A 22,887-nucleotide genomic window follows, 5' to 3' on the forward strand; every position below is an offset into this window, starting at 1 on the left:
ATTCCTTTCTGGAAAGTCGATGCCGCCAATCTGCCCGGACAAGGTTAATGATCTCGGTATATTGGTTTGCCAATTTACCTTGCATTTTAAGGGTCTTGGGATGAGGTCACGCTTTTGGGTGCGCGCGCCGGTAGACGTCCATCAGATGGGCCGTGTCCACGGCCGTGTAGTTCTGGGTGGTCGACAGGGACGCATGGCCCAATAACTCTTGGATTGACCGCAAGTCACCGCCCGCTTCCAACAGATGAGTGGCAAAGCTGTGGCGCAGCGCATGTGGGGTGGCGGTTGCAGGCAATCCCAGCTGCGCGCGCGTCTGGGCGACCGTCTTTTGGATCAGGTTGGGAGACAGCGCGCCGCCTCGCACGCCGCGAAACATTGGCCCATCGGCCTCCAGTGGAAAGGGGCAGAGTTTCAGGTAATGCGCGACCGCGTCCCGAGCGACGGGCAGGACGGGCACCATGCGCTCTTTCTGGCCTTTGCCAAGGATCCGCAGCACGTCCGGCAATGGCGCGTCGCGCCCTTTGAGCGACAGGGCTTCGGAGATGCGCAGACCCAATCCGTAAAGCAATGTCACAACAGCCACATCCCGTGCGGCTACCCAGGGGGTCTGGGATTGCAGTGCCACGGTATCCAAAACCGCCTTGGCGGCATCCTCAGACAGGGGGCGCGGCAGTTTCTGGGTGAATTTCGGCGCGCGTGCGGACAAAACCGCGGTGGGTTCAAACCCTTCACGCTCTGCAAGCCAGCGGTAAAAGGTTTTAACTGACGACAGTTTGCGCGCCAGCGACCGAGGGCCCACGCCATCCGCGCGGGTTGCAGCCATCCAGGCCCGCATGTCACCCGTGGAGATTTGCGCCAGCGCACCAAGTCCCTGCGGCCCGCCAAGATGCAAGGTCATAAAGGCTAGAAAGTCGCGCACATCGCCGCCATAGGCGGTGACCGTATTGTCGGACGCACCCTGCAGCGCACGGATATGGGACAGCCAGGTCTCCAAGGCGTCCCGGCATGCGCCCGAAATCAGCGGTGGGGCAGCCCCGCTCATGCCAACCATTTGCGCAAGGCGCGTTCAAACACCCCCGCAAAGAACGAAAGCAGATCGGTGCCATGCTGCGGCGTGAATTGATGCGGATCTTCTGAGCCAAACACCAACAGAGCCGGCAGGCGGCCAGGGCCCAGATCCAAAGCCATGACTGCCTCGGACCTCAGCCAGGCGGCCTCGTTCCCAAAGACCTCCGGATCCCCTTCATGCAGCTGCCGCAGGGTGACAGGTGCAGGCGGGGTGTCGCGCCGGTGGCCCAGGTAGCGCTGCGTTGCCCCCTTTGGCATCACTCGCAACACGCGGCTGGCTTGTGCCACATCCTGAGCCTGATCGGCCTGATGGCTTTCCAAAATAAGGGTCAGCGCATCCAGCCCAAGCGCTTCGGCGACCGTTGTCTCCAATGCCGTCAAGAACGCCTGAAAGCTCTGCGGATCCAACAGCGCCAGAACCGCGCGATGGATCTGATTGGTGCCCGCAAGATTTTCATAGGCCGCCGCAATCACCGACCGATGGGTGTCCTCCAACCGGTCAAGGCGTGCTTCCAGGCGCGACATGGCGATGCCACGCATATCCACAACATTTGCCCCCAAAGCGCGATCATTTGCGGCCACCAGAGCCTCCATGACACCGGGGTCATCCAGCACCACATCCGGCTGCTCCAGTATGACGGCGCGCAGGCGCTCTTCCAATTGGGCTGAACTGCTCATTCGTCTGCCTCTATTTCTGACTTAAGCAGACCTATAACACAGCCGAGCAAACAAGGGCGAGGGTTTGTATTGTCTGTCCCCTTTGGTTCTGGGCGCAACCGCAGCCTGCGCCTTGGCGCGGGCTGCCAGGCCCAAGGGTCGCGGGCAGGCAGACCGAAGGGATGGCTGACACCAGCGCTGCGCGGGAGGGCATGGTTGCGGCCGGATGTCCAAATCAAAACGGCGCGCAAGCCGATAGTTGCGCGCCGTTCAAATCTCGGTTGTTTGCTGCGGATCAGAGGATCTTGATGTCGGCGGCCTTAATGTCCGCCAGGAACGCAGCCAGACCTTTGTCGGTCAGCGGGTGGTTGACCATTGCTTTGATCACGGCGGGCGGGGCGGTGATCACATCGGCACCAATGCGGGCGCTGTCCAGAATGTGGTTCACCGACCGGATCGAAGCCGCCAGGATCTCGGTCTCAAAGCCATAGTTGTCATAAACGGTGCGGATGTCTTCGATCAGCTCCATACCATCCAGGTTGATGTCATCCAGACGACCGATGAAGGGCGAGATGAAAGTTGCACCCGCTTTGGCCGCCAACAGCGCCTGGTTGGCCGAGAAACACAGGGTCACGTTGACCTTATGGCCATCGTCCGACAGGGTCTTACAGGCCTTCAGGCCATCCCAGGTCAGCGGCACTTTGACGGTGATGTTTTCTGCGATCTCCAGCAGCTTGCGGCCTTCGGCGATCATGGTCTCGGCGTCCACAGCCGTGACCTCAGCAGAGACAGGGCCTGTAACCAGATCACAGATCTCTTTGGTCACTTCGATAATGTCGCGGCCCGACTTCTTGATAAGCGATGGGTTGGTGGTTACACCATCAACCATGCCCAGGTCGTTCAACTCGGCAATCGCGTCGATTTCGGCGGTGTCTACAAAGAATTTCATACCTTCAGGTCCTTCTCGTGGCTTGGCCTCGGTTCAACTTGCCTTTACCTGATAGAGAGCCCTGCGAAAACCCCGTTTGGCTGTCCCAGCGTGTTTTTCCGTTAGCGGAAACATGAATGAGGGATAGTTGAGGGGATGATCTCATGCGGCCGCCGTGAAACTGTTAGAAAAGGACCCGTCTTGGCCCCAAACACCGCAGATACGCCTGAGTTTTTCCCAGAAGGCGCCCGCGTGGCGGTTCTGACCAGCCAACCGTTGGACCGGCTATTGGACTACAAAGCGCCTGCGGATGGTTGTTTTCGCGGTGCCTTTGTTGAGGTGCCATTGGGCCCGCGCAAAGTTCTGGGGGTGATCTGGGGGCCGGGCAGCGGTGATTTCGACCTGGCAAAACTGCGCAGCGTGATCCGGGTGCTGGATGTGGCCCCGATGCGCGATGAAATGCGTGCCTTTCTGAGCAAAGCGGCGGATTACACGTTGACGCCCCTGTCAGCAATGCTGCGGCTAGCCACCCGTGCGCCGGGCCTGTCGGATCCCCCCTCGATGCGCAAGATCCTGCGGCTTGGCAGCGCCGCGCCCGATCGCATGACCGATGCCCGCCAGCGGGTTCTGGCGGTGATGGAAGAGTTCGGCGGGATGGCATTCACACCCAAAGAGCTGGCAGAGATGGCAGGCGTCACCCCGTCGGTTGTCAAAGGTCTGGTCAAACAACAGGCCCTGATCGAGGTGGAGACCCCGCGCGACACCGCCTATCCGCATCTGGACCCGGAGCTGCCTGGCAAAACGCTTACAGCAGATCAGGAGGCCGCAGCGGGTGCTTTGGCCAAAGCGGTCGACAGCGGCGCCTATGGCACGACGCTTTTGAAAGGGGTCACCGGGTCGGGCAAGACCGAAGTGTATCTGGAAGCCGTGGCCGCTTGCCTACGCAAGGGGCGGCAGGCCTTGGTGCTGCTGCCGGAGATTGCCCTGACGGCCGAGTTTTTGAAGCGGGTGGAGGCACGGTTTGGCGCAACCCCTGCGGAATGGCATTCCGGGGCCACGATGACGGAACGTCGCCGGGTCTGGCGGATGGTCGGGCAGGGGGCGGCGCAGCTGGTGATTGGTGCGCGCTCCGCATTGTTTCTGCCCTATCGGGATCTGGGCCTGATTATTGTCGATGAGGAGCACGACACATCCTATAAGCAAGACGAAGGCGTCATGTATAACGCCCGTGACATGGCGGTGTTGCGGGCCGCCATGTGTTCGGCGCAGGTGGTTCTGGCCTCGGCCACGCCCTCGTTGGAGACCTGGGCTAATGCGGAAGCTGGGAAGTACAAACGGCTGGATCTTAAATCGCGCTTTGGCGCGTCGGTTCTGCCGGAAATGCGCGCGGTTGATATGCGCAGCAAGGCGCTGCAGCCCTCCACATGGATCTCGCCAACGTTGAAAGAGGCGATGGCAGAACGGCTGGAACGGGGGGAGCAATCGCTGTTGTTCCTCAACCGCCGTGGCTTTGCACCGGTCACCATCTGCCGCGCTTGCGGGACCCAGGTGGCCTGTGACAATTGCGATGCCCGCATGGTTGAACACCGTTTTATGAAGCGGTTGATGTGCCACCAATGCGGCGCAACCAAGCCTGTCCCCACCGAATGCCCATCTTGTGGGGTCGAGGGCAAGATGGCCCCTGTGGGCCCCGGCATCGAACGGCTGAGCGAAGAGGCCGCCGGCCTGTTTCCCGACGCACGGATTGCGGTGCTGTCTTCGGACCTCTTTGGGTCGGCCCGCGCGCTGAAGGCCCGGATCGAGGAGATCGCGGCCGGGGAGGCGGATATCATTCTGGGCACGCAGCTGGTGGCCAAAGGGCATAACTTTCCGCTCCTGACTCTGGTGGGTGTCATTGACGCGGATCTGGGATTGCAAGGGTCCGACCTGCGCGCAGGCGAGCGTACCTTTCAACTGATGCGCCAGGTGGCGGGGCGTGCGGGTCGGGCAGAACGTCCGGGCGTTGCCCTGATGCAAAGTTTTCAGCCCGAACACCCAGTGATCCGCGCGATCCTGTCAGGCGACGAAGAAGAATTCTGGCGCGCCGAGGCCGAACAACGCCGCATCGCAGGCGTGCCGCCTTATGGGCGAATGGCGGGCATTGTTTTGTCCGGCACCGACTTGGCGCAGGTCTTTGATCTGGGAAATCATCTGGCCCGAAACAATGGTCCGTTAATGCAAGCCGGCGCGCAGCTCTTTGGTCCGGCCCCAGCCCCCATCGCCCGCGTCAGAGGCCGACACCGTGTGCGGCTCTTGATCAAGGCGGACAAGGGCGTGGCGCTGCAAGATGCCATTTCCCGCTGGCTGGCACCGGTCCGATTAAAGGGAGATCTGCGCCTGAACGTGGACATCGACCCGCAGAATTTCTTTTGATGCCTGCCCAGGGGCAACAGCTCAGGCATCTCTATTTACGGCGCACCGCTCGTTAGTCTAAACGATTTGCCAGTTCGTTGAGTTCAGCCTGAGGTTGTTTTCCGACAATTTCGCATTCTGCTTGAAGGTGTTCTAACAAACAGGCCTTGGTCGATACGCGGGCTGCAAAAATTGCAGCGACGCCTTCTTCCACAGAAACCTTTCCGGTTTCGATGGCGCGCGCGACTTTGTCTTCATAGGGTTTAAAGCCCTGAATGTGGGCTGTTACCATATAATCCGTGTCTGTTTTCCCATTTTCTCCAAACAAATTGGCAAGAGTCACCGCGTCTCGGTTTGCGGCGGCGATCGCAAGTTGTCGATCTAGGGAATGTGTTTCCGCAGACGTTGAGGGCGGTGTTGCTTGGGGTTTTGTGCCTTCAGCGTGACTTGCTGCTGCAAGTAGAGTGCAACCGGCTGCGGTTAGGTTTATCAATAGCTTCATGACTTTGCTCCCAATGATTGCGTGTACCCTCGTGTAATTCCTGACAGGTTGTCAACGCATAGTTGTTTTCCGTTTTATTTCAGGGAGACAGCCTGTGGGTATGCTGTAAATCCTTTTCTGCAACAGATGCTCTGTCGTTTACGGTTTCTTAACTTGTAGGCTCGGGTGGAATGACATGAAGTGACTGGTGATTTTAGCAGCGAAGCATTGGAACTGTCATGAGTGACACCGTCGTAACGCGTCAGATCGGTCGGGTAAAAATGGTGGAGTTCGAGGAGAAAATTGAAGTGATTGCGCCGGCGCGACGCCACTGGATGGGATTGGTGACGACGTTTTGTAGTCTTGTTGCCACAAGTTGGTTTGCGGTCTCCTTAGTTGAAAGCGCGCTGTTGGGAAAAGGGTGGGGAGAGGTTGTGGTGATCTCTGCGCTTTGGAGCTCTTCTCTGATTGCATTTGTATGGAATTGTAGCTGGTTTTTTTGGGGGTATGAGATTGCAGAGTTTGCCAACCAAGACATTCATCTCCGTCGACAAGCCGGTCTGTTTTCATCCGGACGCCGATTTTCAAGGGATTGTTGCCATTCAACCAGGGTGCGCACAGGTGATTTGCAGCATGGATATTGGTCTCGCGGGCCCAAATGGTGGCCACCATTTGCTGATGGGAGGATAGAGTTTGAGTGCTCAAAAACCGGAACGCTGGATTTTTCTGGAGAATTACTCAGGTTCGGCTCCGAGATCTCTCTAGCAGAAGCAAAAGAAATCGTAGCTGTCATTGTTAAGAGATTTCCTCACTTGGCATCATGAAACTACGCCGCGCGCGTATCGGTACAATGTTTGTGGTGTTAAGTGCCTATTGGCCAAGTCGCTGTAAGATCTTGGTTTATGGGGCATTGGCACCCGCTGCGCGTTTTTGCAGAGAGGGCTGTGCAGGCGTCCCCCTCTCGCCAGTATCTGAAAAAGGGCGTATGGGGGAGCCATGTTTAAACAAGTCTCCCTCTCTGATGTAGATCAGCTGCCGCGGTGGCGTCAGCCGGTTGTGCTGCTGTTTTTGATGGCTTTGGCCATGCCCTTGGCCTTTAACGCCTGGCTTGCGCTCTTGAACAACTTTGTCATCGAAGTGGCGCAGTTTGATGGGCGCGATATCGGTCTGTTGCATACCGTGCGGGAGATCCCGGGCTTTTTGGCGATCGGGGTGATTTTTATCATCCTCTTCATGCGCGAACAGATCCTGGCGGTGCTCTCATTGCTGCTGTTGGGGGCCGCGACGGCGGTGACAGCCTGGTTCCCCTCGATGGGCGGCATTTTGATGATCACGCTCCTGTCGTCGATTGGCTTTCATTACTATGAGACGGTGAACCAATCGCTGCAGTTGCAGTGGCTCAGCAAGGAGCGCGCACCGCAGGTGTTGGGGTGGTTATTGTCGGCAGGATCGGTTGCCACACTGGTGGTCTATCTGGCAATTGAACGGCTGTGGAAGCCGATGGACCTGAGTTATGACATTGTTTACATGGCAGCAGGCGGGGCAACCGTGCTGCTGACGCTGTTCTGTCTTTTTGCTTTTCCGCAGTTTGAAGCCCCCACACCGCAGACCAAGAAGCTGATCCTGCGCAAACGCTATTGGCTTTATTATGCGCTGCAGTTCATGGCAGGCGCGCGGCGGCAGATCTTTGTGGTTTTTGCAGGCTTCATGATGGTGGAGAAATTCGGGTTCGAAGTGCATGAAATCACGCGCCTCTATCTGATCAACCTGATTATCAATATCGTGGCTGCGCCGATGCTGGGGAAACTGGTGTCCAAATTTGGCGAACGGCGGACGTTAATTGTTGAATACGCGGGCCTTGCCATCGTCTTTGCGGCTTATGGTGGGGTCTATTGGTTTGGCTGGGGCGTATTGGTTGCAGCGTTCCTTTATGTTGTGGATCACATCTTCTTTGCCATGGCGCTGGCGTTGAAGACTTATTTCCAGAAGATCGCGGATCCGGCCGATATTGCGCCTACTGCCGCGGTGGCCTTTACCATCAACCACATTGCGGCTGTGGCGCTGCCGGTGCCTTTGGGGATCCTGTGGGTCTTTGCGCCCGGCTGGGTCTTTGCCTTGGCTGCGGGGATGGCGCTGGTCTCTTTGTCGCTGGCTTTGTTGATCCCGCGTCACCCGGAACCGGGCAATGAGACCGTTTTTGCCATGTGGCAGCGCACGGCCCCTGCGGAATAAGGCAAATCCGCTTGACCTCTGCCCCGCTGCGTCCTAGGCGCGGGGGCAGAGTTTCAGGAGATCCGCCATGCCTACTTTTACTGCCCTGACCACATTGACCGGAAAAGCCCAGGCCGAGGCGCTGGGGGATGCGATGGAAACATTGACCCCGGAACCCACGGGCGTGGGCGTGTTTGAGGTCGAAGATGGGTCGGGCCTGTGGGAAGTGGGCGGTTACTTTATCGAGGCCCCGGATCAAGCGGGTCTGGCTCTGTTGGCGACCATTCACGGCGCAAAACCCTTTGCCGTATCTGAACTGCCGGAAACCGATTGGGTCGCGCATGTCAAACGCGAGCTGCAGCCGGTCGAGGCGGGGCGGTTCTTTGTTTATGGCAGCCATGACGCGGACCGGGTGCCCGCGGGCAGTGTGCCCCTGTTGATCGAAGCGGCGATGGCCTTTGGCACCGGCCATCACGGGACCACCTTGGGTTGCCTTCTGGCGCTGGATCATCTGGTCAGCGAGGGGTTCGCGGGCAAGAAAGTGGCCGACATCGGTTGTGGCACGGCTGTTCTGGCCATGGCTGCCGCGCGGGTCTGGGACGGTGAATTTATCGCATCCGACATTGACGAAGTTGCGGTGGAAGTGGCGATTGCCAACCTCAAAGCCAATGATATGGATGGTGCGGTCCAATGTGTGGAGGCCGCAGGGTTTGACCATCCGGATCTGGCCGCCAAAGCGCCCTTTGACCTAATCTTTGCAAATATCCTCAAAGGGCCGCTGGTGGCGCTGTCTCCGGATGTTTCGGCGCATCTGCGCCAAGGTGGTTATGCGATTCTCTCCGGGATTCTTAACGAACAGGCCGATGAGGTGATCGAGGTTTATTCTCAGAATAGAATTAATCTTGTGAAGCGCGATGTGATTGGTGAATGGACGACGCTGCTTTTGCAGAAGTAAGGCCGTTTGAACCTAATTCGCTCCGAATTTTAACAAACTTTGGTATAGTCGCTTAACCGTTAGAGATTTCGCACGTCACGTCCTTTGTGCGACAGGTTAGGAGGCAAATATGGGTGAACACATTGGTGAGTTCCGGTCCCGACTGTCCCGTCTGGAGCGTAAGTATAAAGGCATGAGCGCTGGCTATGATGCCAAGCTGCGCTCTGATGGGTTGATCGTGATTACCCCGCGCAAGGCCAAGCGTCGGGTTGCCTGGGTGCCAATGGCCGTGTTTCTGCTGGGCTTTGTCGTGTTCAAAGGCTTCCTGATGGTGTCTTTGGGGACGTCCAGCTATGACGAGCGTGTTGCGCGGTTACAAGATGGAACCGGGGTTGAACAGGTTGGGGCCTTTGTGATGCAGGCCGATCCGCTCAGCACTCTGGTCGCCAATAAGATGGGTACCGTGCTGCAATAAGTTTACTTGAAGGAATTTGTCAAAAGTCTTTCATTTCGTGCATCGCAAAGTGCTGCACCACATTACAAAAACGCCGCCTCCCGGAGAAGCCGGGGGCGGCGTTTTGCATATCGGTTGCATCGATTTGGGGATCGATCTGCGGGCTTAAAACGGGCTGCGGTGACGACCGATGCGGTCGATGTCGCATCGGGTCAGACCGATATCGTCCAGCTCGCGTTCGTTCATTGCCAACAACTGCTGGCGCGACAACGCGTCTTTGCGCACTGCAAGAATCCAATGCGCAATACCGCGGGCGGCGGTTGCCAGAACAGTGAGTGGTCCCGCAGGGCCACGGGTCGAGGAGGCATAATTCAAGGCTGCCATTGCCGTGTCCTTTCTTGTCCGTCGCGCCGTGAGTGTCATCGCGACGTCATAAAAACGTTACAAATTCAGATCGGCCGGAGATAAGGACGATTATGGGTTTGAACAAGCGGTAGAAATGTCATGTCTCCTATGATCACTGTGCATGTCTCTGGAGGCTGGTGCGGCAAAAGCAATTGGACATGTTCTCTTTTTGTGCTTATCGTAGGACAACAAAAACAAACATATAAGGCCGGGCAGAGATGCGGATATTGGGCATTGATCCGGGGTTGCGCACCCTGGGGTGGGGTGTGATCACCGCACAAGGGACACGTTTGAGCCATGTGGCCAACGGGTTGTGCCATTCGGACGGCGATGACCTTGGGGAACGCCTGCTGTCCCTGCATAACCAGGTGAGCGAAGTTATCGATGCGTTCCAACCGGATCAGGCTGCAATTGAACAGACCTTTGTGAACAAAGATGGCGCGGGTACGCTCAAGCTGGGGCAGGCGCGGGGCGTGGCTTTGTTGACGCTGGCCAAGGCGGGTTTGCCCGTTGGGGAATATGCACCAAACCGGGTCAAAAAGACGGTTGTGGGCGTGGGCCATGCGGAAAAGGAGCAGGTTTTGCATATGGTAAAACTGCAATTGCCGGGCTGTGCGCCCAAAGGGGCGGATGCTGCGGATGCGCTGGCGATTGCGATTTGCCATGCCTACTATGGCGGCACCCAGCAACGACAATTGAAAGAGGTGCGCGCATGATTGGCAAGCTGACAGGGCGGCTGGACTACAAGGCGCTGGACCACGTTCTGATCGACGTGCGCGGTGTTGGATACATCGTCTTTTGCTCGGATCGGACTCTGGCCAGCCTGCCGCCGGTGGGCGAGGCCGTGGCGCTTTACACTGATATGGTGGTGCGCGAGGATCTGATGCAGCTTTATGGTTTCCCGTCGCTGGTGGAAAAGGAATGGCACCGGCTGTTGACTTCGGTCCAGGGGGTGGGGGCCAAGGTGTCATTGGCGATCCTGGGCACATTGGGGCCAGACGGGGTGAGCCGGGCAATCGCCTTGGGCGACTGGGCCAGTGTAAAAGCCGCCAAAGGGGTCGGTCCCAAAACGGCGCAGCGGATTGTGCTGGACCTCAAGGATAAAGCACCCGGTGTGATGGCCATGGGTGGCACGGTCACCGAAGCAATGGAGGGGGTGGACCTGGAGGTGGTGGATCCCGCCGATACCGTGGCCGCGCCGAAGAAACGCAAAGCTGCCAAGCCCAAAGCCCCCACTGGGGCGGCCGCAGCTTCGGCCGGCGCGCTGTCTGCTTTGGGCAATCTGGGGTATGGCCCGTCTGAGGCGGCAGCGGCCGTGGCGGAGGCTGCCGGTGACAATCCTGATGCGGATGAGCCGGGTTTGATCCGGGCTGCATTGAAGCTTTTGGCGCCAAAGGGATAACCAGCCATGATTGATGCAGATCCCACATTGCGCGCCGCACCCTTGCCCGAAGATGGCGCGGTGGAGGCAGACCGCGCGTTGCGCCCCCAAGGTCTGGGGGAGTTTATTGGCCAGGCAGAGGCACGCGCGAACCTGCGTGTGTTTATTCAATCCGCCCGGCAGCGCGGGGAGGCGATGGATCACACGCTCTTTCATGGGCCGCCGGGTCTGGGGAAAACCACGCTGGCGCAGATCGTCGCGCGTGAGCTGGGGGTGAATTTCCGCATGACCTCGGGCCCGGTCTTGGCCAAGGCTGGCGATCTGGCGGCGATCTTGACCAACCTGGAAGCACGGGATGTCCTGTTCATCGATGAGATCCATCGCCTCAACCCGGCGGTTGAGGAGGTGCTCTATCCAGCGATGGAGGATTTTGAGCTGGATCTGGTGATTGGCGAAGGGCCGGCGGCGCGCACGGTGCGGATCGAGTTGCAACCCTTTACACTGGTCGGTGCGACCACGCGGATGGGCCTGTTGACGACACCTTTACGTGACCGCTTTGGCATTCCCACGCGGCTGCAGTTTTATACGGTGGATGAGCTGTTTGAGATCGTCAGCCGCAATGCGCGAAAATTGGGCGCGCCTGCAGATGATGCCGGTGCTCGAGAGATCGCGCGGCGCGCGCGCGGCACCCCAAGGATCGCAGGCCGGCTGTTGCGCCGCGTGGTGGACTTTGCGGTTGTCGAGGGCGATGGGAGGATCACCCAGGCGCTGGCCGATGGGGCTTTAACCCGGTTGGGGGTGGATAAGCTCGGGCTGGATGGGGCAGACCGGCGGTATCTGAAACTGATCGCCGAGAATTACGGTGGTGGACCTGTGGGGATTGAGACCCTGTCAGCGGCCCTATCAGAGAGCCGCGATGCGCTGGAGGAGGTGATAGAGCCTTATCTGTTGCAGCAAGGTTTGATCCAGCGTACCCCGCGAGGGCGGATGTTGGCGCAAAAGGCCTGGATGCATTTGGGGATCGCACCGCCAAAGTCGCAAAGCGATTTGTTTTCCGGGTAGGGTTTGAAATGGGTAATTTGGAAGAGCTGTCTGAGGTGGCGCAGAAAGTGTCGGATGTATATGCGGCGCGCTTTGAGATTGAGCGTGATGCGGTCTGGCATTTGGCCAAGCTTGGCGAGGAGCTGGGGGAATTGCAGGCTGCCTATCTAAAGCTCAAGGGACAGGGTCGAAGCGAGGCTGCGCCCGACGAATTGCGCAGGGCGCTGGAGGATGAAGTTGCGGATTTGTTTGCCCAGATTTTGCTATTTGCCCGGTGGGAGGACATTGATGTTTCGCAGGCGGTCATGCGTAAATGGGGCCAGTACTTAGAGTAGTTTGTACCCTTGGTGACGAGCTCTCCCGCCCGTCGGGGATCATCTTTGGATGATCTCCTCCCGTTGGGCCAGGCGCCGCGCCTGCGGCGCGGCGGGGCGTTTGCCGCACCATTGGCGCAGAGACGCAACCGCGCCGCGTTAGCGGCGCTTGGCCCAACGCTTCTGCGGGTCCGGCGCAGCCGGGCATGGGGAAGGGGCGGGAGTATTTGCGGTACCTCTCTTTGTTCACCCCTTGCAGGTTTGCAAGGTGCCGTGCATAGACAACAGCCAGTTTTGCCCGACCCCAATGGAGCCATAGCCCGTGACACCCAATTATAGCCCGGACCAGATCGAACAGCTGTTCACCCGCGCGGATGGATCATACGCCTTTGCCCGCTGGGGGCGGCCTATTGCACCGATTGTCTTTGGGGTTGAGGATGAAACCCTTGTCACCGTGAAAGGCGCGTTTGAGGCGGTGGCAACCCTTGCCGGGCATCAGATGGCTGAGACGGATCCTGAGCTGGGCGCAAACCTGATGGTGTTTTTCTTCCGCGACTGGCAGGAATTGCTGGAGGTGCCGGACCTGGGGCGGATGATCCCGGATCTTGGTCCGTTGGTCGCGCGTTTATCGGCCGCCAAGGCCAGCCAATATCGGGCCTTTCGCTTTGATGACCAGGGCGCGATCCAGGCGGCTTTTGTCTTTCTTTGTATGAACAGTGACCTGGCTAAAATCCCGGCAGAAACGTTGGCGTTGACCCAAGCTGTGCAAACCATTGTGATGTGGGGCGATCAGGCCTTTGCCGATATGTCTCCGTTGGCGGTGTTGCCCGAAACAGGTGCCACCATCCTGCGGCCCGAGATTGCTGGCGTGATTGCCGCAGCCTATGATCGGATGATGCCGCCTGCCGCCGATGACAAGAGCCATGCGCTGCGGCTGTTCGCCCGGCTGCAAGCCCCGGTCAAGGTGGAACCAAGCGAAGGGGAGTAGCCTAAGCCATGCGCGCCTTTGTCGGCCTGCCCTTGTCTGACACGGATCTTGACCAATGCGAACGGCTTCAGGGCGCACTGCGGATTGGGCGGCTTGTGGCGGCGGAGAACCTCCATCTGACGCTGGCCTTTTTGGACGACCAAGAGCCTGCAACGCTGGAAGCGCTGCATCATGAAATGGCGGAGATCGTCGCGCCTGAGCTGGCGCTCAGGGTTGACCATATTGATGTGATGGGAGGAAACAGCCCCCGCGTGTTATGCGCAATGGTTGCCGAAGACCCCACCTTGTCCGCCTTGCGGGACGCGGTTCGGCAGGCGGCACGGCGGGCTGAGATCGACTTGCCCCGAGAACGCTTTCGCCCGCATATGACCCTGGTGCGCTTTCCCCGTCGAATGGACATCGACGCGGATCAGCAGTTGGCGCGGTACCTGACGGATTGGGGGGCAACCAGTTGGTCGTTGCAGCCGATCACAGAGTTCACGCTTTACCAGTCAGTACTGTCCCCCGAGGGGCCAACTTATACACCTCTGGCGGAATATCCTTTGGGCGGATAAAACAGGCGCACCCAATTCAAGAGCGATGCCCATGTCCCAAGACGCCCTTCACCAGTTTCCGATCCGTGTCTATTATGAGGACACCGATATGGGCGGAATTGTCTATCACGCGAATTTCCTGCGCTTTATCGAACGGGCCCGCAGCGATTGGGTGCGCGCCCTTGGGGTGGATCAAAATGCCATGCGCGCGGCCGGAGAGGTCTATGTGGTGCGGCGGGTCAATGCGGATTTTCTGGCCCCGGCCAAGTTCGACGAGGAACTGGTGGTCGAGACCCGACCGCAAGAGATCACCCCGGCGCGGCTGATCCTGAAACAAACCGTGAAGCGGGCTGAGACGTCCTTGTTTGAGGCAGAGGTCACAATTGTGGCGCTTGCATTGGAAACAGGCCGCCCCACACGGCTTCCGGCAGAGATTCGCGCATTGCGGTAACAAATTTCGGCGCGGCCCTGCTGTGGATGGAATTTGCCATTGATCTGCGGTAGCCTGTGGCCAAATAAGGCCGAAAATATGGCCAACACAAGATAGAGCAGGTCTATGGAACATTCTTTGGCGCTGGCACAGGAGATTGATTTCTCCATGTGGGGGCTGTTTGCGCGGGCAACCGTGACGGTGAAACTGGTGATGTTGATGCTGATCGTGGCATCGATCTGGTCCTGGGGCATCATTATTCAGAAAATCATCACCTATCGCGCGGCCCGTGCCGAGGCGGCGCAGTTTGACTTGGCCTTTTGGTCGGGCAAGCCGCTGGATGGGTTGTTTGAGACCTTGGGAGCCAATCCGGCTGGGCGGTCTGAACGGATTTTTGCTGCGGGGATGAGCGAATGGCACCGCAGTCACCGGGACGATGGTGGGCTGATTGCGGGCGCGCAGGCGCGCATTGACCGCTCGATGGATGTGGCCATCGCCAAAGAGGTCGAAGAGTTGCAGGGTGGCCTGTCGGTTCTGGCCACTGTCGGCTCCACCGCGCCGTTTATCGGATTGTTTGGCACGGTCTGGGGCATCATGACCTCGTTTATCGAGATTGCTGAGCAGCAAAACACCAATCTGGCCGTTGTGGCCCCTGGCATTGCCGAGGCGCTGATGGCCACCGGCCTGGGGCTGTTGGCTGCGATCCCGGCGGTGATTTTCTACAATAAGCTGAGCGCAGACAGTGATCGGATCATTGGCGGCTATGAAGCCTTTGCGGATGAGTTTGCGACCATCCTTAGCCGTCAGCTTGACAGCTGAGCCGGAGGGGAAACGATGGGTGCAGCGGTTCAGGGCAAGTCAGAGGGCAACCGGCGGCGCGGGCGCAAACGCAGGCGGTCCCAAGCCATGGCGGAGATCAACGTTACGCCATTTGTGGACGTCATGTTGGTTTTGTTGATCATCTTCATGGTGGCGGCACCGTTGATGACCGTGGGCGTGCCGGTGGAGCTGCCCAAAACCGCCGCTGGCGCGTTGCCCGGTGATGACGAGGAACCGCTGACGGTGACTATGACAGCCACCGGCGAGGTGCAGATCCAGACAACTCCGGTTGCGCGTGATGAACTGGTGGTGCGCTTACGGGCCATTGCGGCGGAACGCGAAAGCGACCGGATATTTTTACGGGCGGATGGCGCGATTGCCTATCAGGATGTGATGCAGGTGATGGGTGCGCTGAACGCAGGTGGATTTGCCAATGTGGGGCTGGTGACCGATACGGGCGGCCCTGCGCTTGATGGTGCGGATACGGCGGGTCAGTAACGGTGCAGACCGGAACCAAAATTTCTGTTGCGGCACATGGGCTTTTGATGAGCTGGGTGTTCTTTGGCGCTTGGTTTCCGTCAGAACCGCTGCCCAGCCAGGTACAAGAAGTCAGCTTGATCAGCGCGGCTGAGTTCGCACGGCTGAGCCAAGAAGTGGCGGCCCCCGATCTTTCGCCTGAACCTGCCACATTGGCGGTGCCAGACACGGCCAGCCTGCCGGAGGTTGCGACGCCTCCTTCGGATGAGCTCGACGTTGCGACGCCTGATCCGGTGACCCCAGTTGCGCCAGACCCTGTGGTTGATGAGCGCCCGGACCCTTTGCCGGACGTGCAGCCAGAAGCGCTCACCGAAATTACACCACCAGCTCCTGTCGAGGTGCCGGATCTGCCAACGCCCATTCGACCGGCGGAACGCCCGGATGCAGGGCCGCAGGTGGACCGGGTGGCCCCTGTACCTGTGGCCCCGCCACCGCCGGATGTGGCTCCGGCCGAGGTTGCCCAGCCTGAGATTGCGCCTGAAGAAGGGTCCGAGACCCCACAGGAGATCCAAGAGGCAACGGCGCCTGAGGCGGCCAGTGACCGCATTGTGACCGAGGAAAATCAAAGCGACTCCCCAGTGGCCAGCGCTGCACCAACGCAGTCCGTTCGCCCGATTGCCCGCCCGCGTCGGCCGACCCCGGCCCCCGAGCCCGAACCAACGGTGGCCGAAGCTCCGGCAGACCCTGCGCCGGAAACAGCACCTGAGCCAGAGCCACAACCGGATGCGCCTGCCGATCGTGCGGACGCTGTTGGTGATGCTTTGGCCGAAGCTCTGGCCGGTGGCGCAGATGTCGAAGCCCCCGAACCCTCGGGGCCGCCCTTGACCAGTGGAGAACGGGATGCGTTGCGCGTTGCGGTTTCAGGCTGTTGGAACGTTGGATCACTTTCCAGTGAAGCGCTGCGAACCACGGTGATTGTTGGTGTATCCCTGTCGCAGGATGGCAAACCGGATCAAGGCAGTATCCGCATGCTCTCAAGCACCGGCGGATCCGCCGCGGCGGCGCAACAGGCCTTTCAGACCGCTCGGCGGGCAATTATCCGCTGCGGGGCACGGGGGTTTGATCTTCCCCCTGAAAAATACGCGCAATGGCGCGATATAGAAATGACGTTCAATCCAGAGAGGATGCGCAACAGATGAAACAATTTCTGGCAGCTGTGTTGGTTGGAGCAGCGGCGCTGTTGCCCGCCCCTGTGGCTTTGGCGCAGGACGGTCCCTTGCGGATTGAAATCACCGATGGTGTGATTGAGCCTTTGCCCTTTGCGGTTCCTGATTTTGTCGCGGAAACCGGTGCGGCTGCGGATCTGTCGATGCAGATCGCACGTGTTGTGGCGGCGGATCTGTCCGGCACGGGCCTGTTTCGCGAGATCCCGGCAAGCGCGCATATCTCCCGCGTCACAAGCTTTGATGCACCGGTGCAATATGCCGATTGGAAGGCGATCAATGCGCAGGCTCTGGTCACCGGCGGTGTCAGTGTCAACGGCAACCGCCTGACGGTGCGCTTTAACGGCTATGACGTTTTTGGAGAGAACACGCTGGGAGAGGGTTTGCAGTTTTCCGGCAACACCGACGGTTGGCGGCGCATGGCGCATAAAGTGTCAGATGCGATCTATTCCCGGGTTACCGGCGAAAGCGGTTATTTTGATAGCCGCGTCGTCTTTGTCAGCGAAAGCGGTCCCAAGAACGAGCGGCGTAAACGTCTGGCGGTGATGGATTATGATGGGGCGAATGTTCAGTATCTGACCAACTCTTCCGCCATTGTGCTGGCGCCGCGGTTCTCGCCCAATGGGGATCAAGTGCTCTATACCTCTTACGAAAGCGGCTTTCCGCAGGTGCATGTGCTGGATATCACGCGGCTGCAGCGGCGGATCCTGTCGCCAAATGACGGGATAATGAGCTTTGCGCCCCGCTTTGCGCCGGATGGGCGTACGGTTGTGTTTTCGCAGTCCCAAGGAGGCAATACGGATATCTACCGGATGGATATCACGTCCGGGCAGCTGGTGCGGCTGACCAGCGCGCCGTCAATTGAAACGGCCCCGTCGTATTCGCCGGATGGCAGCCAGATTGTGTTTGAAAGCGACCGTTCGGGCAGTCAGCAGCTTTATGTCATGCCTGCAAATGGCGGCGAAGCGCGCCGGATCAGCTTTGGCAACGGGCGATACGGCACGCCGGTCTGGTCGCCGCGGGGGGATCTGGTCGCCTTTACCAAACAGAACAAAGGCCGGTTCCACATTGGTGTGATGCGGACCGACGGCAGCGAAGAACGATTGTTGACGTCATCTTTCCTGGATGAGGGGCCGACCTGGTCTCCAAACGGGCGGGTGATTATGTTCACCCGGGAAACCCAAGGGGCCAACGGGCGCGCGACGTTATACTCGGTGGATATCTCGGGACGTAATTTGCGTCCAGTGCGTACGCCTGATGGGGCTTCGGATCCGGCATGGTCACCGCTGCAAAATTAAGGGCGACTTTTTGCACCACTTGGGGCTAGGGTCGCAGTAAAGATAGTTAACGGTAACCCGTCGTGTTAACGTGGCGGGGACAAAGGAAACAATGGCATTTAAGGTGAGGCAAATGGGGATCAGTGGTGCAAAGCGGGCGATTTGCTTGTTCGCGGTTTTGGGGCTGGCGGCATGTAGCAACGCCACCGGCTGGAGCGATGATGGATTTGGCAGCGGCTCTGCTGCCGGAGCCGGAGCAGGCGCGGGAACTGGCGCAGGGGCGTTAGCTCCGAACAGCCCTGCCTATTTCCAGCAAACGATTGGGGACCGGGTTCTGTTTGCTGTGGATCAGCATGATCTAGGCCCCGAGGCGCGCACGATTCTGGCAGCACAAGCCGGCTGGTTGAATGCCAATCCAGAATACACGCTGACCATCGAAGGTCACGCGGATGAGCAAGGCACGCGGGAGTACAACCTGGGTCTGGGCGCGCGTCGCGCCAACGCAGCCCAAGAATTCCTGGTGTCCAACGGGGTGGCCGCAAGTCGGATCAAAACCGTGAGCTTTGGCAAAGAACGCCCGCTTGAGATCTGCTCGGCAGAGGCGTGTTATGCGAAAAACCGTCGTGCAGTGACGGTGATCGCGGGCGGCTTTACCAGCTAGGAGCGGTGATGATGCGGTTGTTTCCTTCTTTGGCCCTGGCTTTAAGCGTAGCGTTTACTGCGCCTGTCTCTGCACAAGATGCAGAGACATTGGCGGATATCCGCCAAGAGCTTACTGTCCTAAATGTTGAGATCCAAAAGTTAAAACGTGAGCTGTCCACAACAGGTGCACCGTCAACCGGTTTGGTCGGCGATACAGTTCTGGATCGTGTTACGGCAATTGAGGCCGAGTTGCAGCGCCTGACGGCCAAAACCGAAGAGCTGGATTTTCGCGTCAATCGGGTCATCGCGGATGGCACCAACCGGATCGGTGATCTGGAGTTCCGCCTGGTCGAGCTGGAAGGGGGCGATATCAGCCAATTGGGCGAAACCTCAACACTTGGCGGTGAAGAGGCCGCAACGGCCACGCCACCGGAACCTGTTGTTGAAGACGCTGGTGATGAGCTTGCCGTCGGGGAACGTCTGGACTTTGACGCGGCGACACAGGCATTGGCTGACGGTGCGTTTGCGGATGCGGCGGAGAAATTTGCCCTGTTTAACGAGACGTATCCTGGCAGCCCCTTGGCCGTGGATGCAGCGTTCCAGCGCGGCAAAGCGTTGGACGGGCTGGGCGATACGCGGGAAGCTGCGCGGGCATATCTGGCCGCCTTTAGCGGCAATGCAACTGGACCCAAGGCGGCAGAATCGTTGTTTGAGCTGGGTGCGGCGCTCGGACGTTTGGACCAGCAGGAACAGGCCTGCATTACCCTGAGCGAGATTGCTGTGCGGTTCCCGACGTCTCCGGTGGTCACAACAGCCGAAGCGGAAAGGGTGAAACTCGCTTGCCCCTAAGTCCGCGCTCTCCGATCCCTGTTCCCACACATGAGACGGTGGCCGCAAAAGACAAGCTGGTCGCCGCCATCACCGACTCGATGGCCCATCCGCCGGAGCATATTGGCGCAGCTGTCTCTGGCGGGAGCGACTCGTTAGCACTTTTGTTGGGCCTAAAGACCGCGTTTTGTAATCGGGGCGTAAAAATTTCTGTCGCAACCGTGAACCATGGTTTGCGATCCGAAGCGGCGGCTGAGGCTGACGCGGTGGCGCGCTTTGCCGCCGAGCTTGGTTTTGAACACTCCGTTCTGACGTGGGACCATGTGCGGCGGATTGGCAACCTACAGGGTCAGGCGCGAGATGCGCGGTTCAACTTGCTGAGCCATTGGGCGCAGCAGAGAAAGATCCCGATCGTGGCATTGGGGCATACGGCGGATGATCAGGCCGAAACGGTTTTGATGCGGATGCGGCGCGAGGCGGGGGTGAATGGTCTGGCGGGCATCCCAGAGCGGCGCACTGTGGGTGGCGTGGAGTTTCGCAGGCCTTTGTTGTCGCTGCGCCGCCACGAGCTGCGCGAGGTTTTGCGCGCCGAAGGGATTGGTTGGATCGATGATCCGAGCAATGAAAATGACCAGTTCGAACGTGTGCGCACCCGCAAGGCCTTGGCTGTTCTGGAGAGTATCGGCGTCTCACCGACGGTCTTTGCTTCGGTTGCGGAAAATCTGACGCAGGCTCGTAAGGCTCTGGAATGGTACAGTTTTCTTGCGGCGCGCGAAGTCTTGGACGTGCAATTTGGGGCGGTTGTGATTTGCCGCAGGGCATTTCGAGTCCTGCCGGTAGAGATTGCGCATCGCTTGTTGGCCGCGTCCATCCAATGGTTGACGGGCGGCGAATATGTGCCGCGCCGCAAGGCCATGGTGGATGCGCGCGAGGTGGTCAAACTGGGCGGCGGACATACGGTGGCGGGCTGCCGGATTCTGATCAAGGATGAACAAGCCTGGCTGTTTCGCGAGTTGAATGCCCTGCGCAATTGCGCGGTGCCGCTCGGGCAGCCCTGGGATGCGCGATGGCTGGTCTATGGTGGGGTGGCGGATAACTATCAGGTGCGCGCTCTGGCGGACGAGGGGCTGCGTGACTGTACCAACTGGCGCGACTTGGGATGCCCCAGAGAGGTGCTGCACGCCACACCTGCCATCTGGGACGAGGATCAATTAATCGCCGCGCCGGTCGCTGGATTTGAAAATGGATGGAACGCGGCCCTTACAAGATCCGAAGAAGCATTGTACACGTCGTTTTTAACGCATTGAACCTCTGCTCAGTATCCCTATTTTAGAGACAAGGCAGGGCCGCGATCGCGTGCTTTGAAATTTTGGGAGATCTTTCCTTTGGGCAATGCAAGAAATATCGCCTTCTGGGTTGTTTTGTTTGTGCTGGTGATGGCGCTGTTCAACCTGTTCAGCGGATCCGGCAGCACACTGCAAAGCCGTGAACGCACCTACACCGACTTTGTGAGCGCTGTCGACAATGCTGAGGTTGCGAGCGTGACGCTGGATGGCGAACAGGTACGTTACATAACTTCGGATGGTCAGAACTTTGTCACCATCAAGCCGACGGACGCAGAAGTCACGTCGATGCTGATCGAAGCAGGCATTCCGGTGCGGGCTGAGAAACAGCAGCAATCAGGGCTTCAGAGCTTTATCATCACATTGCTGCCGTTTCTTTTGCTGATCGGTGTCTGGGTTTATTTCATGAACCGGATGCAAGGCGGCGGTAAAGGCGGCGCAATGGGCTTTGGCAAATCCAAGGCAAAGATGCTGACCGAAAAGCACGGTCGTGTCACATTTGATGACGTCGCGGGGATCGACGAAGCCAAAGAGGAATTGGAAGAGATTGTTGAATTCCTGCGCAACCCGCAGAAGTTCTCTCGTCTGGGCGGCAAGATCCCTAAAGGCGCGCTGCTGGTGGGCCCTCCGGGCACCGGTAAAACCCTTTTGGCCCGAGCCATCGCGGGTGAGGCGGGTGTTCCGTTTTTCACCATCTCTGGCTCTGACTTTGTCGAGATGTTTGTCGGTGTTGGTGCAAGCCGTGTCCGCGACATGTTCGAACAGGCCAAGAAAAACGCGCCGTGTATTGTGTTCATCGACGAGATCGACGCGGTGGGTCGCCATCGTGGTGCCGGTTACGGCGGTGGCAATGACGAACGGGAACAGACGCTGAACCAGCTCTTGGTTGAGATGGACGGGTTTGAAGCCAATGAAGGCGTGATCATTCTGGCGGCGACCAACCGTCGCGATGTTCTGGACCCGGCTCTGCTGCGTCCTGGTCGTTTTGACCGAAACGTCACCGTTGGGAACCCAGACATCAAAGGCCGGGAGAAGATCCTGGGTGTCCACGCCCGCAAGACACCGCTGGGCCCGGATGTGGATCTGCGTATCATTGCGCGTGGGACACCTGGTTTTTCCGGTGCGGATCTGGCGAACCTTGTGAACGAGGCCGCGCTGATGGCTGCCCGTGTGGGGCGCCGGTTTGTCACCATGGAAGATTTTGAGAACGCCAAGGATAAGGTCATGATGGGCGCTGAACGCCGATCCATGGTTTTGACGCCAGAGCAGAAAGAAATGACCGCCTATCACGAAGCGGGCCACGCTTTGGTGGGTTTGAAACTGCCAAAATGCGATCCGGTTTATAAGGCGACGATCATTCCACGCGGTGGTGCCTTGGGCATGGTGATGAGCTTGCCGGAAATGGACCGTCTGAACTGGCACAAGGATGAGTGCGAGCAGAAACTGGCGATGACCATGGCGGGTAAAGCTGCCGAGATTCTGAAATATGGCGAAGACCATGTGTCCAACGGTCCGGCTGGTGATATTCAGCAGGCCAGCCAATTGGCCCGTGCTATGGTGCTGCGCTGGGGCATGTCCGATAAGGTCGGCAACATCGATTACGCGGAAGCGCATGAGGGCTATTCCGGCAATACCGGCGGCTTCTCGGTGTCGGCCAATACCAAAGAGATGATCGAGGATGAGGTGAAACGCTTTATCCAGGAGGCCTATGAACAGGCTCGCGAGATCGTTGAGAGCAACAAGGAAGAGTTTGAGCGCCTGGCGCAGGGTCTGTTGGAATATGAGACACTGACCGGTGAAGAGATCAAGCGGGTGATGCGGGGTGAGCCGCCGCATTCAGGCGATGACGAAGATGACGGGGCCGATCAGGGCAACGCATCGGTCACGGCGATCCCGAAGGCAAAGCCAAAGAAATCTTCGCCTGATGGGGATCTGGAGCCGGAGCCCACCAGCTGATCCTTGAGCTCAACTGTTGTTACATTGAAAACCCCGCGCCTGTGGCGCGGGGTTTGCTGTTTGAGCAGCCCCGTGTCGCTGGCGCGACCCGGTCTGCGGTGGGCGC

Annotated in this window: 25 protein-coding genes; 20 read left to right on the plus strand and 5 right to left on the minus strand. The window is 58.9% G+C overall.

Features of this window, described 5'->3' with window-relative positions; genetic code table 11:
• Positions 1-106: 106 nt before the first annotated feature.
• The 3 genes from GFB49_RS13000 to fsa all read right to left on the minus strand — a co-directional run bounded on the left by GFB49_RS13000 (position 107) and on the right by fsa (position 2,674).
• Entirely contained in the window at positions 107-1,042 is a 936-nt protein-coding gene (locus tag GFB49_RS13000; protein WP_153216323.1) for a tyrosine recombinase XerC, read from the minus strand.
• A complete protein-coding gene (locus GFB49_RS13005) occupies positions 1,039-1,746 on the minus strand; it encodes a DUF484 family protein (protein WP_153216324.1) in 708 nt (235 codons plus the stop codon). The genes GFB49_RS13000 and GFB49_RS13005 overlap by 4 nt, the downstream gene beginning before the upstream one ends.
• A gap of 274 nt (positions 1,747-2,020) precedes the next feature.
• Positions 2,021-2,674, minus strand: a complete 654-nt coding sequence (gene fsa, locus GFB49_RS13010) for a fructose-6-phosphate aldolase (RefSeq protein ID WP_153216325.1) — start codon at positions 2,672-2,674, stop codon at positions 2,021-2,023.
• 180 nt (positions 2,675-2,854) lie between these two features.
• Here fsa and GFB49_RS13015 point away from each other — a divergent pair, with 180 nt between their 5' ends.
• Positions 2,855-5,065 carry a primosomal protein N' gene (locus GFB49_RS13015; protein WP_246149720.1) on the plus strand — a complete coding sequence of 737 codons (2,211 nt, stop codon included), beginning with the start codon at positions 2,855-2,857 and terminating at the stop codon, positions 5,063-5,065.
• 52 nt (positions 5,066-5,117) lie between these two features.
• Here the strand turns inward: GFB49_RS13015 and GFB49_RS13020 are convergent, their stop codons facing one another.
• Positions 5,118-5,546, minus strand: a complete 429-nt coding sequence (locus tag GFB49_RS13020) for a hypothetical protein (RefSeq protein ID WP_153216327.1) — start codon at positions 5,544-5,546, stop codon at positions 5,118-5,120.
• 218 nt (positions 5,547-5,764) lie between these two features.
• On the opposite strand from GFB49_RS13020, the gene GFB49_RS13025 reads away from it, so the two are divergent.
• The 4 genes from GFB49_RS13025 to GFB49_RS13040 all read left to right on the plus strand — a co-directional run bounded on the left by GFB49_RS13025 (position 5,765) and on the right by GFB49_RS13040 (position 9,145).
• The gene (locus tag GFB49_RS13025; protein WP_153216328.1) at positions 5,765-6,349 is read left to right on the plus strand and encodes a hypothetical protein; all 585 of its coding nucleotides are present in this window, start codon (positions 5,765-5,767) and stop codon (positions 6,347-6,349) included.
• Positions 6,350-6,521: 172 nt separating this feature from the next.
• Positions 6,522-7,757 (plus strand): MFS transporter, encoded by a 1,236-nt coding sequence (locus GFB49_RS13030; RefSeq protein ID WP_153216329.1) that lies wholly within the window; start codon positions 6,522-6,524, stop codon positions 7,755-7,757.
• A gap of 67 nt (positions 7,758-7,824) precedes the next feature.
• Positions 7,825-8,691: a 50S ribosomal protein L11 methyltransferase gene (locus GFB49_RS13035; protein WP_153216330.1), complete on the plus strand. Its 867-nt coding sequence runs from the start codon at positions 7,825-7,827 to the stop codon at positions 8,689-8,691.
• A 109-nt stretch (positions 8,692-8,800) separates the two neighbouring features.
• Positions 8,801-9,145 carry a hypothetical protein gene (locus GFB49_RS13040; protein WP_153216331.1) on the plus strand — a complete coding sequence of 115 codons (345 nt, stop codon included), beginning with the start codon at positions 8,801-8,803 and terminating at the stop codon, positions 9,143-9,145.
• A 144-nt stretch (positions 9,146-9,289) separates the two neighbouring features.
• Here GFB49_RS13040 and GFB49_RS13045 read toward each other — a convergent pair whose 3' ends face one another.
• The gene (locus GFB49_RS13045; protein WP_214644962.1) at positions 9,290-9,508 is read right to left on the minus strand and encodes a DUF1127 domain-containing protein; all 219 of its coding nucleotides are present in this window, start codon (positions 9,506-9,508) and stop codon (positions 9,290-9,292) included.
• Between the two features lie 239 nt (positions 9,509-9,747).
• On the opposite strand from GFB49_RS13045, the gene ruvC reads away from it, so the two are divergent.
• The 15 genes from ruvC (at position 9,748) to ftsH (ending at position 22,781) form a co-directional block, all read left to right on the plus strand.
• The gene (gene ruvC / locus GFB49_RS13050; protein ID WP_153216333.1) at positions 9,748-10,245 is read left to right on the plus strand and encodes a crossover junction endodeoxyribonuclease RuvC; all 498 of its coding nucleotides are present in this window, start codon (positions 9,748-9,750) and stop codon (positions 10,243-10,245) included.
• A complete protein-coding gene (gene ruvA, locus GFB49_RS13055) occupies positions 10,242-10,931 on the plus strand; it encodes a Holliday junction branch migration protein RuvA (RefSeq protein ID WP_153216334.1) in 690 nt (229 codons plus the stop codon). The genes ruvC and ruvA overlap by 4 nt, the downstream gene beginning before the upstream one ends.
• Before the next feature lie 6 nt (positions 10,932-10,937).
• Complete coding sequence (gene ruvB / locus GFB49_RS13060) at positions 10,938-11,972, plus strand: Holliday junction branch migration DNA helicase RuvB (RefSeq protein ID WP_153216335.1); 1,035 nt, start codon at positions 10,938-10,940, stop codon at positions 11,970-11,972.
• 8 nt (positions 11,973-11,980) lie between these two features.
• The gene (locus tag GFB49_RS13065) at positions 11,981-12,286 is read left to right on the plus strand and encodes a nucleoside triphosphate pyrophosphohydrolase family protein (protein ID WP_153216336.1); all 306 of its coding nucleotides are present in this window, start codon (positions 11,981-11,983) and stop codon (positions 12,284-12,286) included.
• Positions 12,287-12,587: 301 nt separating this feature from the next.
• Entirely contained in the window at positions 12,588-13,253 is a 666-nt protein-coding gene (locus GFB49_RS13070; RefSeq protein ID WP_343032569.1) for a hypothetical protein, read from the plus strand.
• A gap of 8 nt (positions 13,254-13,261) precedes the next feature.
• On the plus strand, positions 13,262-13,807 hold the full coding sequence (thpR, locus tag GFB49_RS13075) for an RNA 2',3'-cyclic phosphodiesterase (RefSeq protein WP_153216337.1): 546 nt from the start codon (positions 13,262-13,264) through the stop codon (positions 13,805-13,807).
• 31 nt (positions 13,808-13,838) lie between these two features.
• Entirely contained in the window at positions 13,839-14,237 is a 399-nt protein-coding gene (gene ybgC / locus GFB49_RS13080; protein ID WP_153216338.1) for a tol-pal system-associated acyl-CoA thioesterase, read from the plus strand.
• Between the two features lie 105 nt (positions 14,238-14,342).
• Entirely contained in the window at positions 14,343-15,035 is a 693-nt protein-coding gene (gene tolQ / locus GFB49_RS13085; RefSeq protein WP_153216339.1) for a protein TolQ, read from the plus strand.
• 15 nt (positions 15,036-15,050) lie between these two features.
• Positions 15,051-15,533 (plus strand): protein TolR, encoded by a 483-nt coding sequence (gene tolR / locus GFB49_RS13090; protein WP_153216340.1) that lies wholly within the window; start codon positions 15,051-15,053, stop codon positions 15,531-15,533.
• Between the two features lie 2 nt (positions 15,534-15,535).
• Entirely contained in the window at positions 15,536-16,711 is a 1,176-nt protein-coding gene (locus tag GFB49_RS13095; protein WP_343032570.1) for an energy transducer TonB, read from the plus strand.
• Positions 16,708-18,033, plus strand: coding sequence for a Tol-Pal system beta propeller repeat protein TolB (tolB, locus tag GFB49_RS13100; RefSeq protein WP_153216342.1), 1,326 nt, complete (start codon positions 16,708-16,710; stop codon positions 18,031-18,033). Before GFB49_RS13095 ends, tolB begins: the two co-directional genes overlap by 4 nt.
• A 118-nt stretch (positions 18,034-18,151) precedes the next feature.
• Complete coding sequence (gene pal, locus GFB49_RS13105) at positions 18,152-18,673, plus strand: peptidoglycan-associated lipoprotein Pal (protein WP_343032582.1); 522 nt, start codon at positions 18,152-18,154, stop codon at positions 18,671-18,673.
• Positions 18,674-18,684: 11 nt separating this feature from the next.
• Positions 18,685-19,503 (plus strand): tol-pal system protein YbgF, encoded by an 819-nt coding sequence (ybgF, locus tag GFB49_RS13110; RefSeq protein WP_153216344.1) that lies wholly within the window; start codon positions 18,685-18,687, stop codon positions 19,501-19,503.
• Positions 19,494-20,789: a tRNA lysidine(34) synthetase TilS gene (gene tilS / locus GFB49_RS13115; protein WP_246149721.1), complete on the plus strand. Its 1,296-nt coding sequence runs from the start codon at positions 19,494-19,496 to the stop codon at positions 20,787-20,789. The genes ybgF and tilS overlap by 10 nt, the downstream gene beginning before the upstream one ends.
• A gap of 78 nt (positions 20,790-20,867) precedes the next feature.
• Positions 20,868-22,781, plus strand: coding sequence for an ATP-dependent zinc metalloprotease FtsH (gene ftsH, locus GFB49_RS13120; RefSeq protein WP_153216345.1), 1,914 nt, complete (start codon positions 20,868-20,870; stop codon positions 22,779-22,781).
• The last annotated feature ends 106 nt before the right edge of the window (positions 22,782-22,887 follow it).

The sequence above is a fragment of the Tritonibacter litoralis genome (assembly GCF_009496005.1).
GTDB classification, from domain to species: Bacteria; Pseudomonadota; Alphaproteobacteria; order Rhodobacterales; family Rhodobacteraceae; genus Epibacterium; species Epibacterium litoralis.

Excerpts from the sequence above, each read along its gene's own strand:
- GFB49_RS13000 (WP_153216323.1), bottom strand. The coding sequence starts at position 1,042 with ATGAGCGGGGCTGCCCCACCGCTGATTTCGGGCGCATGCCGGGACGCC.
- GFB49_RS13005 (WP_153216324.1), bottom strand. The coding sequence starts at position 1,746 with ATGAGCAGTTCAGCCCAATTGGAAGAGCGCCTGCGCGCCGTCATACTG.
- fsa (WP_153216325.1), bottom strand. The coding sequence starts at position 2,674 with ATGAAATTCTTTGTAGACACCGCCGAAATCGACGCGATTGCCGAGTTG.
- GFB49_RS13020 (WP_153216327.1), bottom strand. The coding sequence starts at position 5,546 with ATGAAGCTATTGATAAACCTAACCGCAGCCGGTTGCACTCTACTTGCA.
- GFB49_RS13025 (WP_153216328.1), top strand. The coding sequence starts at position 5,765 with ATGAGTGACACCGTCGTAACGCGTCAGATCGGTCGGGTAAAAATGGTG.
- GFB49_RS13030 (WP_153216329.1), top strand. The coding sequence starts at position 6,522 with ATGTTTAAACAAGTCTCCCTCTCTGATGTAGATCAGCTGCCGCGGTGG.
- GFB49_RS13035 (WP_153216330.1), top strand. The coding sequence starts at position 7,825 with ATGCCTACTTTTACTGCCCTGACCACATTGACCGGAAAAGCCCAGGCC.
- GFB49_RS13040 (WP_153216331.1), top strand. The coding sequence starts at position 8,801 with ATGGGTGAACACATTGGTGAGTTCCGGTCCCGACTGTCCCGTCTGGAG.
- GFB49_RS13045 (WP_214644962.1), bottom strand. The coding sequence starts at position 9,508 with ATGGCAGCCTTGAATTATGCCTCCTCGACCCGTGGCCCTGCGGGACCA.
- ruvC (WP_153216333.1), top strand. The coding sequence starts at position 9,748 with ATGCGGATATTGGGCATTGATCCGGGGTTGCGCACCCTGGGGTGGGGT.
- ruvA (WP_153216334.1), top strand. The coding sequence starts at position 10,242 with ATGATTGGCAAGCTGACAGGGCGGCTGGACTACAAGGCGCTGGACCAC.
- ruvB (WP_153216335.1), top strand. The coding sequence starts at position 10,938 with ATGATTGATGCAGATCCCACATTGCGCGCCGCACCCTTGCCCGAAGAT.
- GFB49_RS13065 (WP_153216336.1), top strand. The coding sequence starts at position 11,981 with ATGGGTAATTTGGAAGAGCTGTCTGAGGTGGCGCAGAAAGTGTCGGAT.
- thpR (WP_153216337.1), top strand. The coding sequence starts at position 13,262 with ATGCGCGCCTTTGTCGGCCTGCCCTTGTCTGACACGGATCTTGACCAA.
- ybgC (WP_153216338.1), top strand. The coding sequence starts at position 13,839 with ATGTCCCAAGACGCCCTTCACCAGTTTCCGATCCGTGTCTATTATGAG.
- tolQ (WP_153216339.1), top strand. The coding sequence starts at position 14,343 with ATGGAACATTCTTTGGCGCTGGCACAGGAGATTGATTTCTCCATGTGG.
- tolR (WP_153216340.1), top strand. The coding sequence starts at position 15,051 with ATGGGTGCAGCGGTTCAGGGCAAGTCAGAGGGCAACCGGCGGCGCGGG.
- tolB (WP_153216342.1), top strand. The coding sequence starts at position 16,708 with ATGAAACAATTTCTGGCAGCTGTGTTGGTTGGAGCAGCGGCGCTGTTG.
- ybgF (WP_153216344.1), top strand. The coding sequence starts at position 18,685 with ATGCGGTTGTTTCCTTCTTTGGCCCTGGCTTTAAGCGTAGCGTTTACT.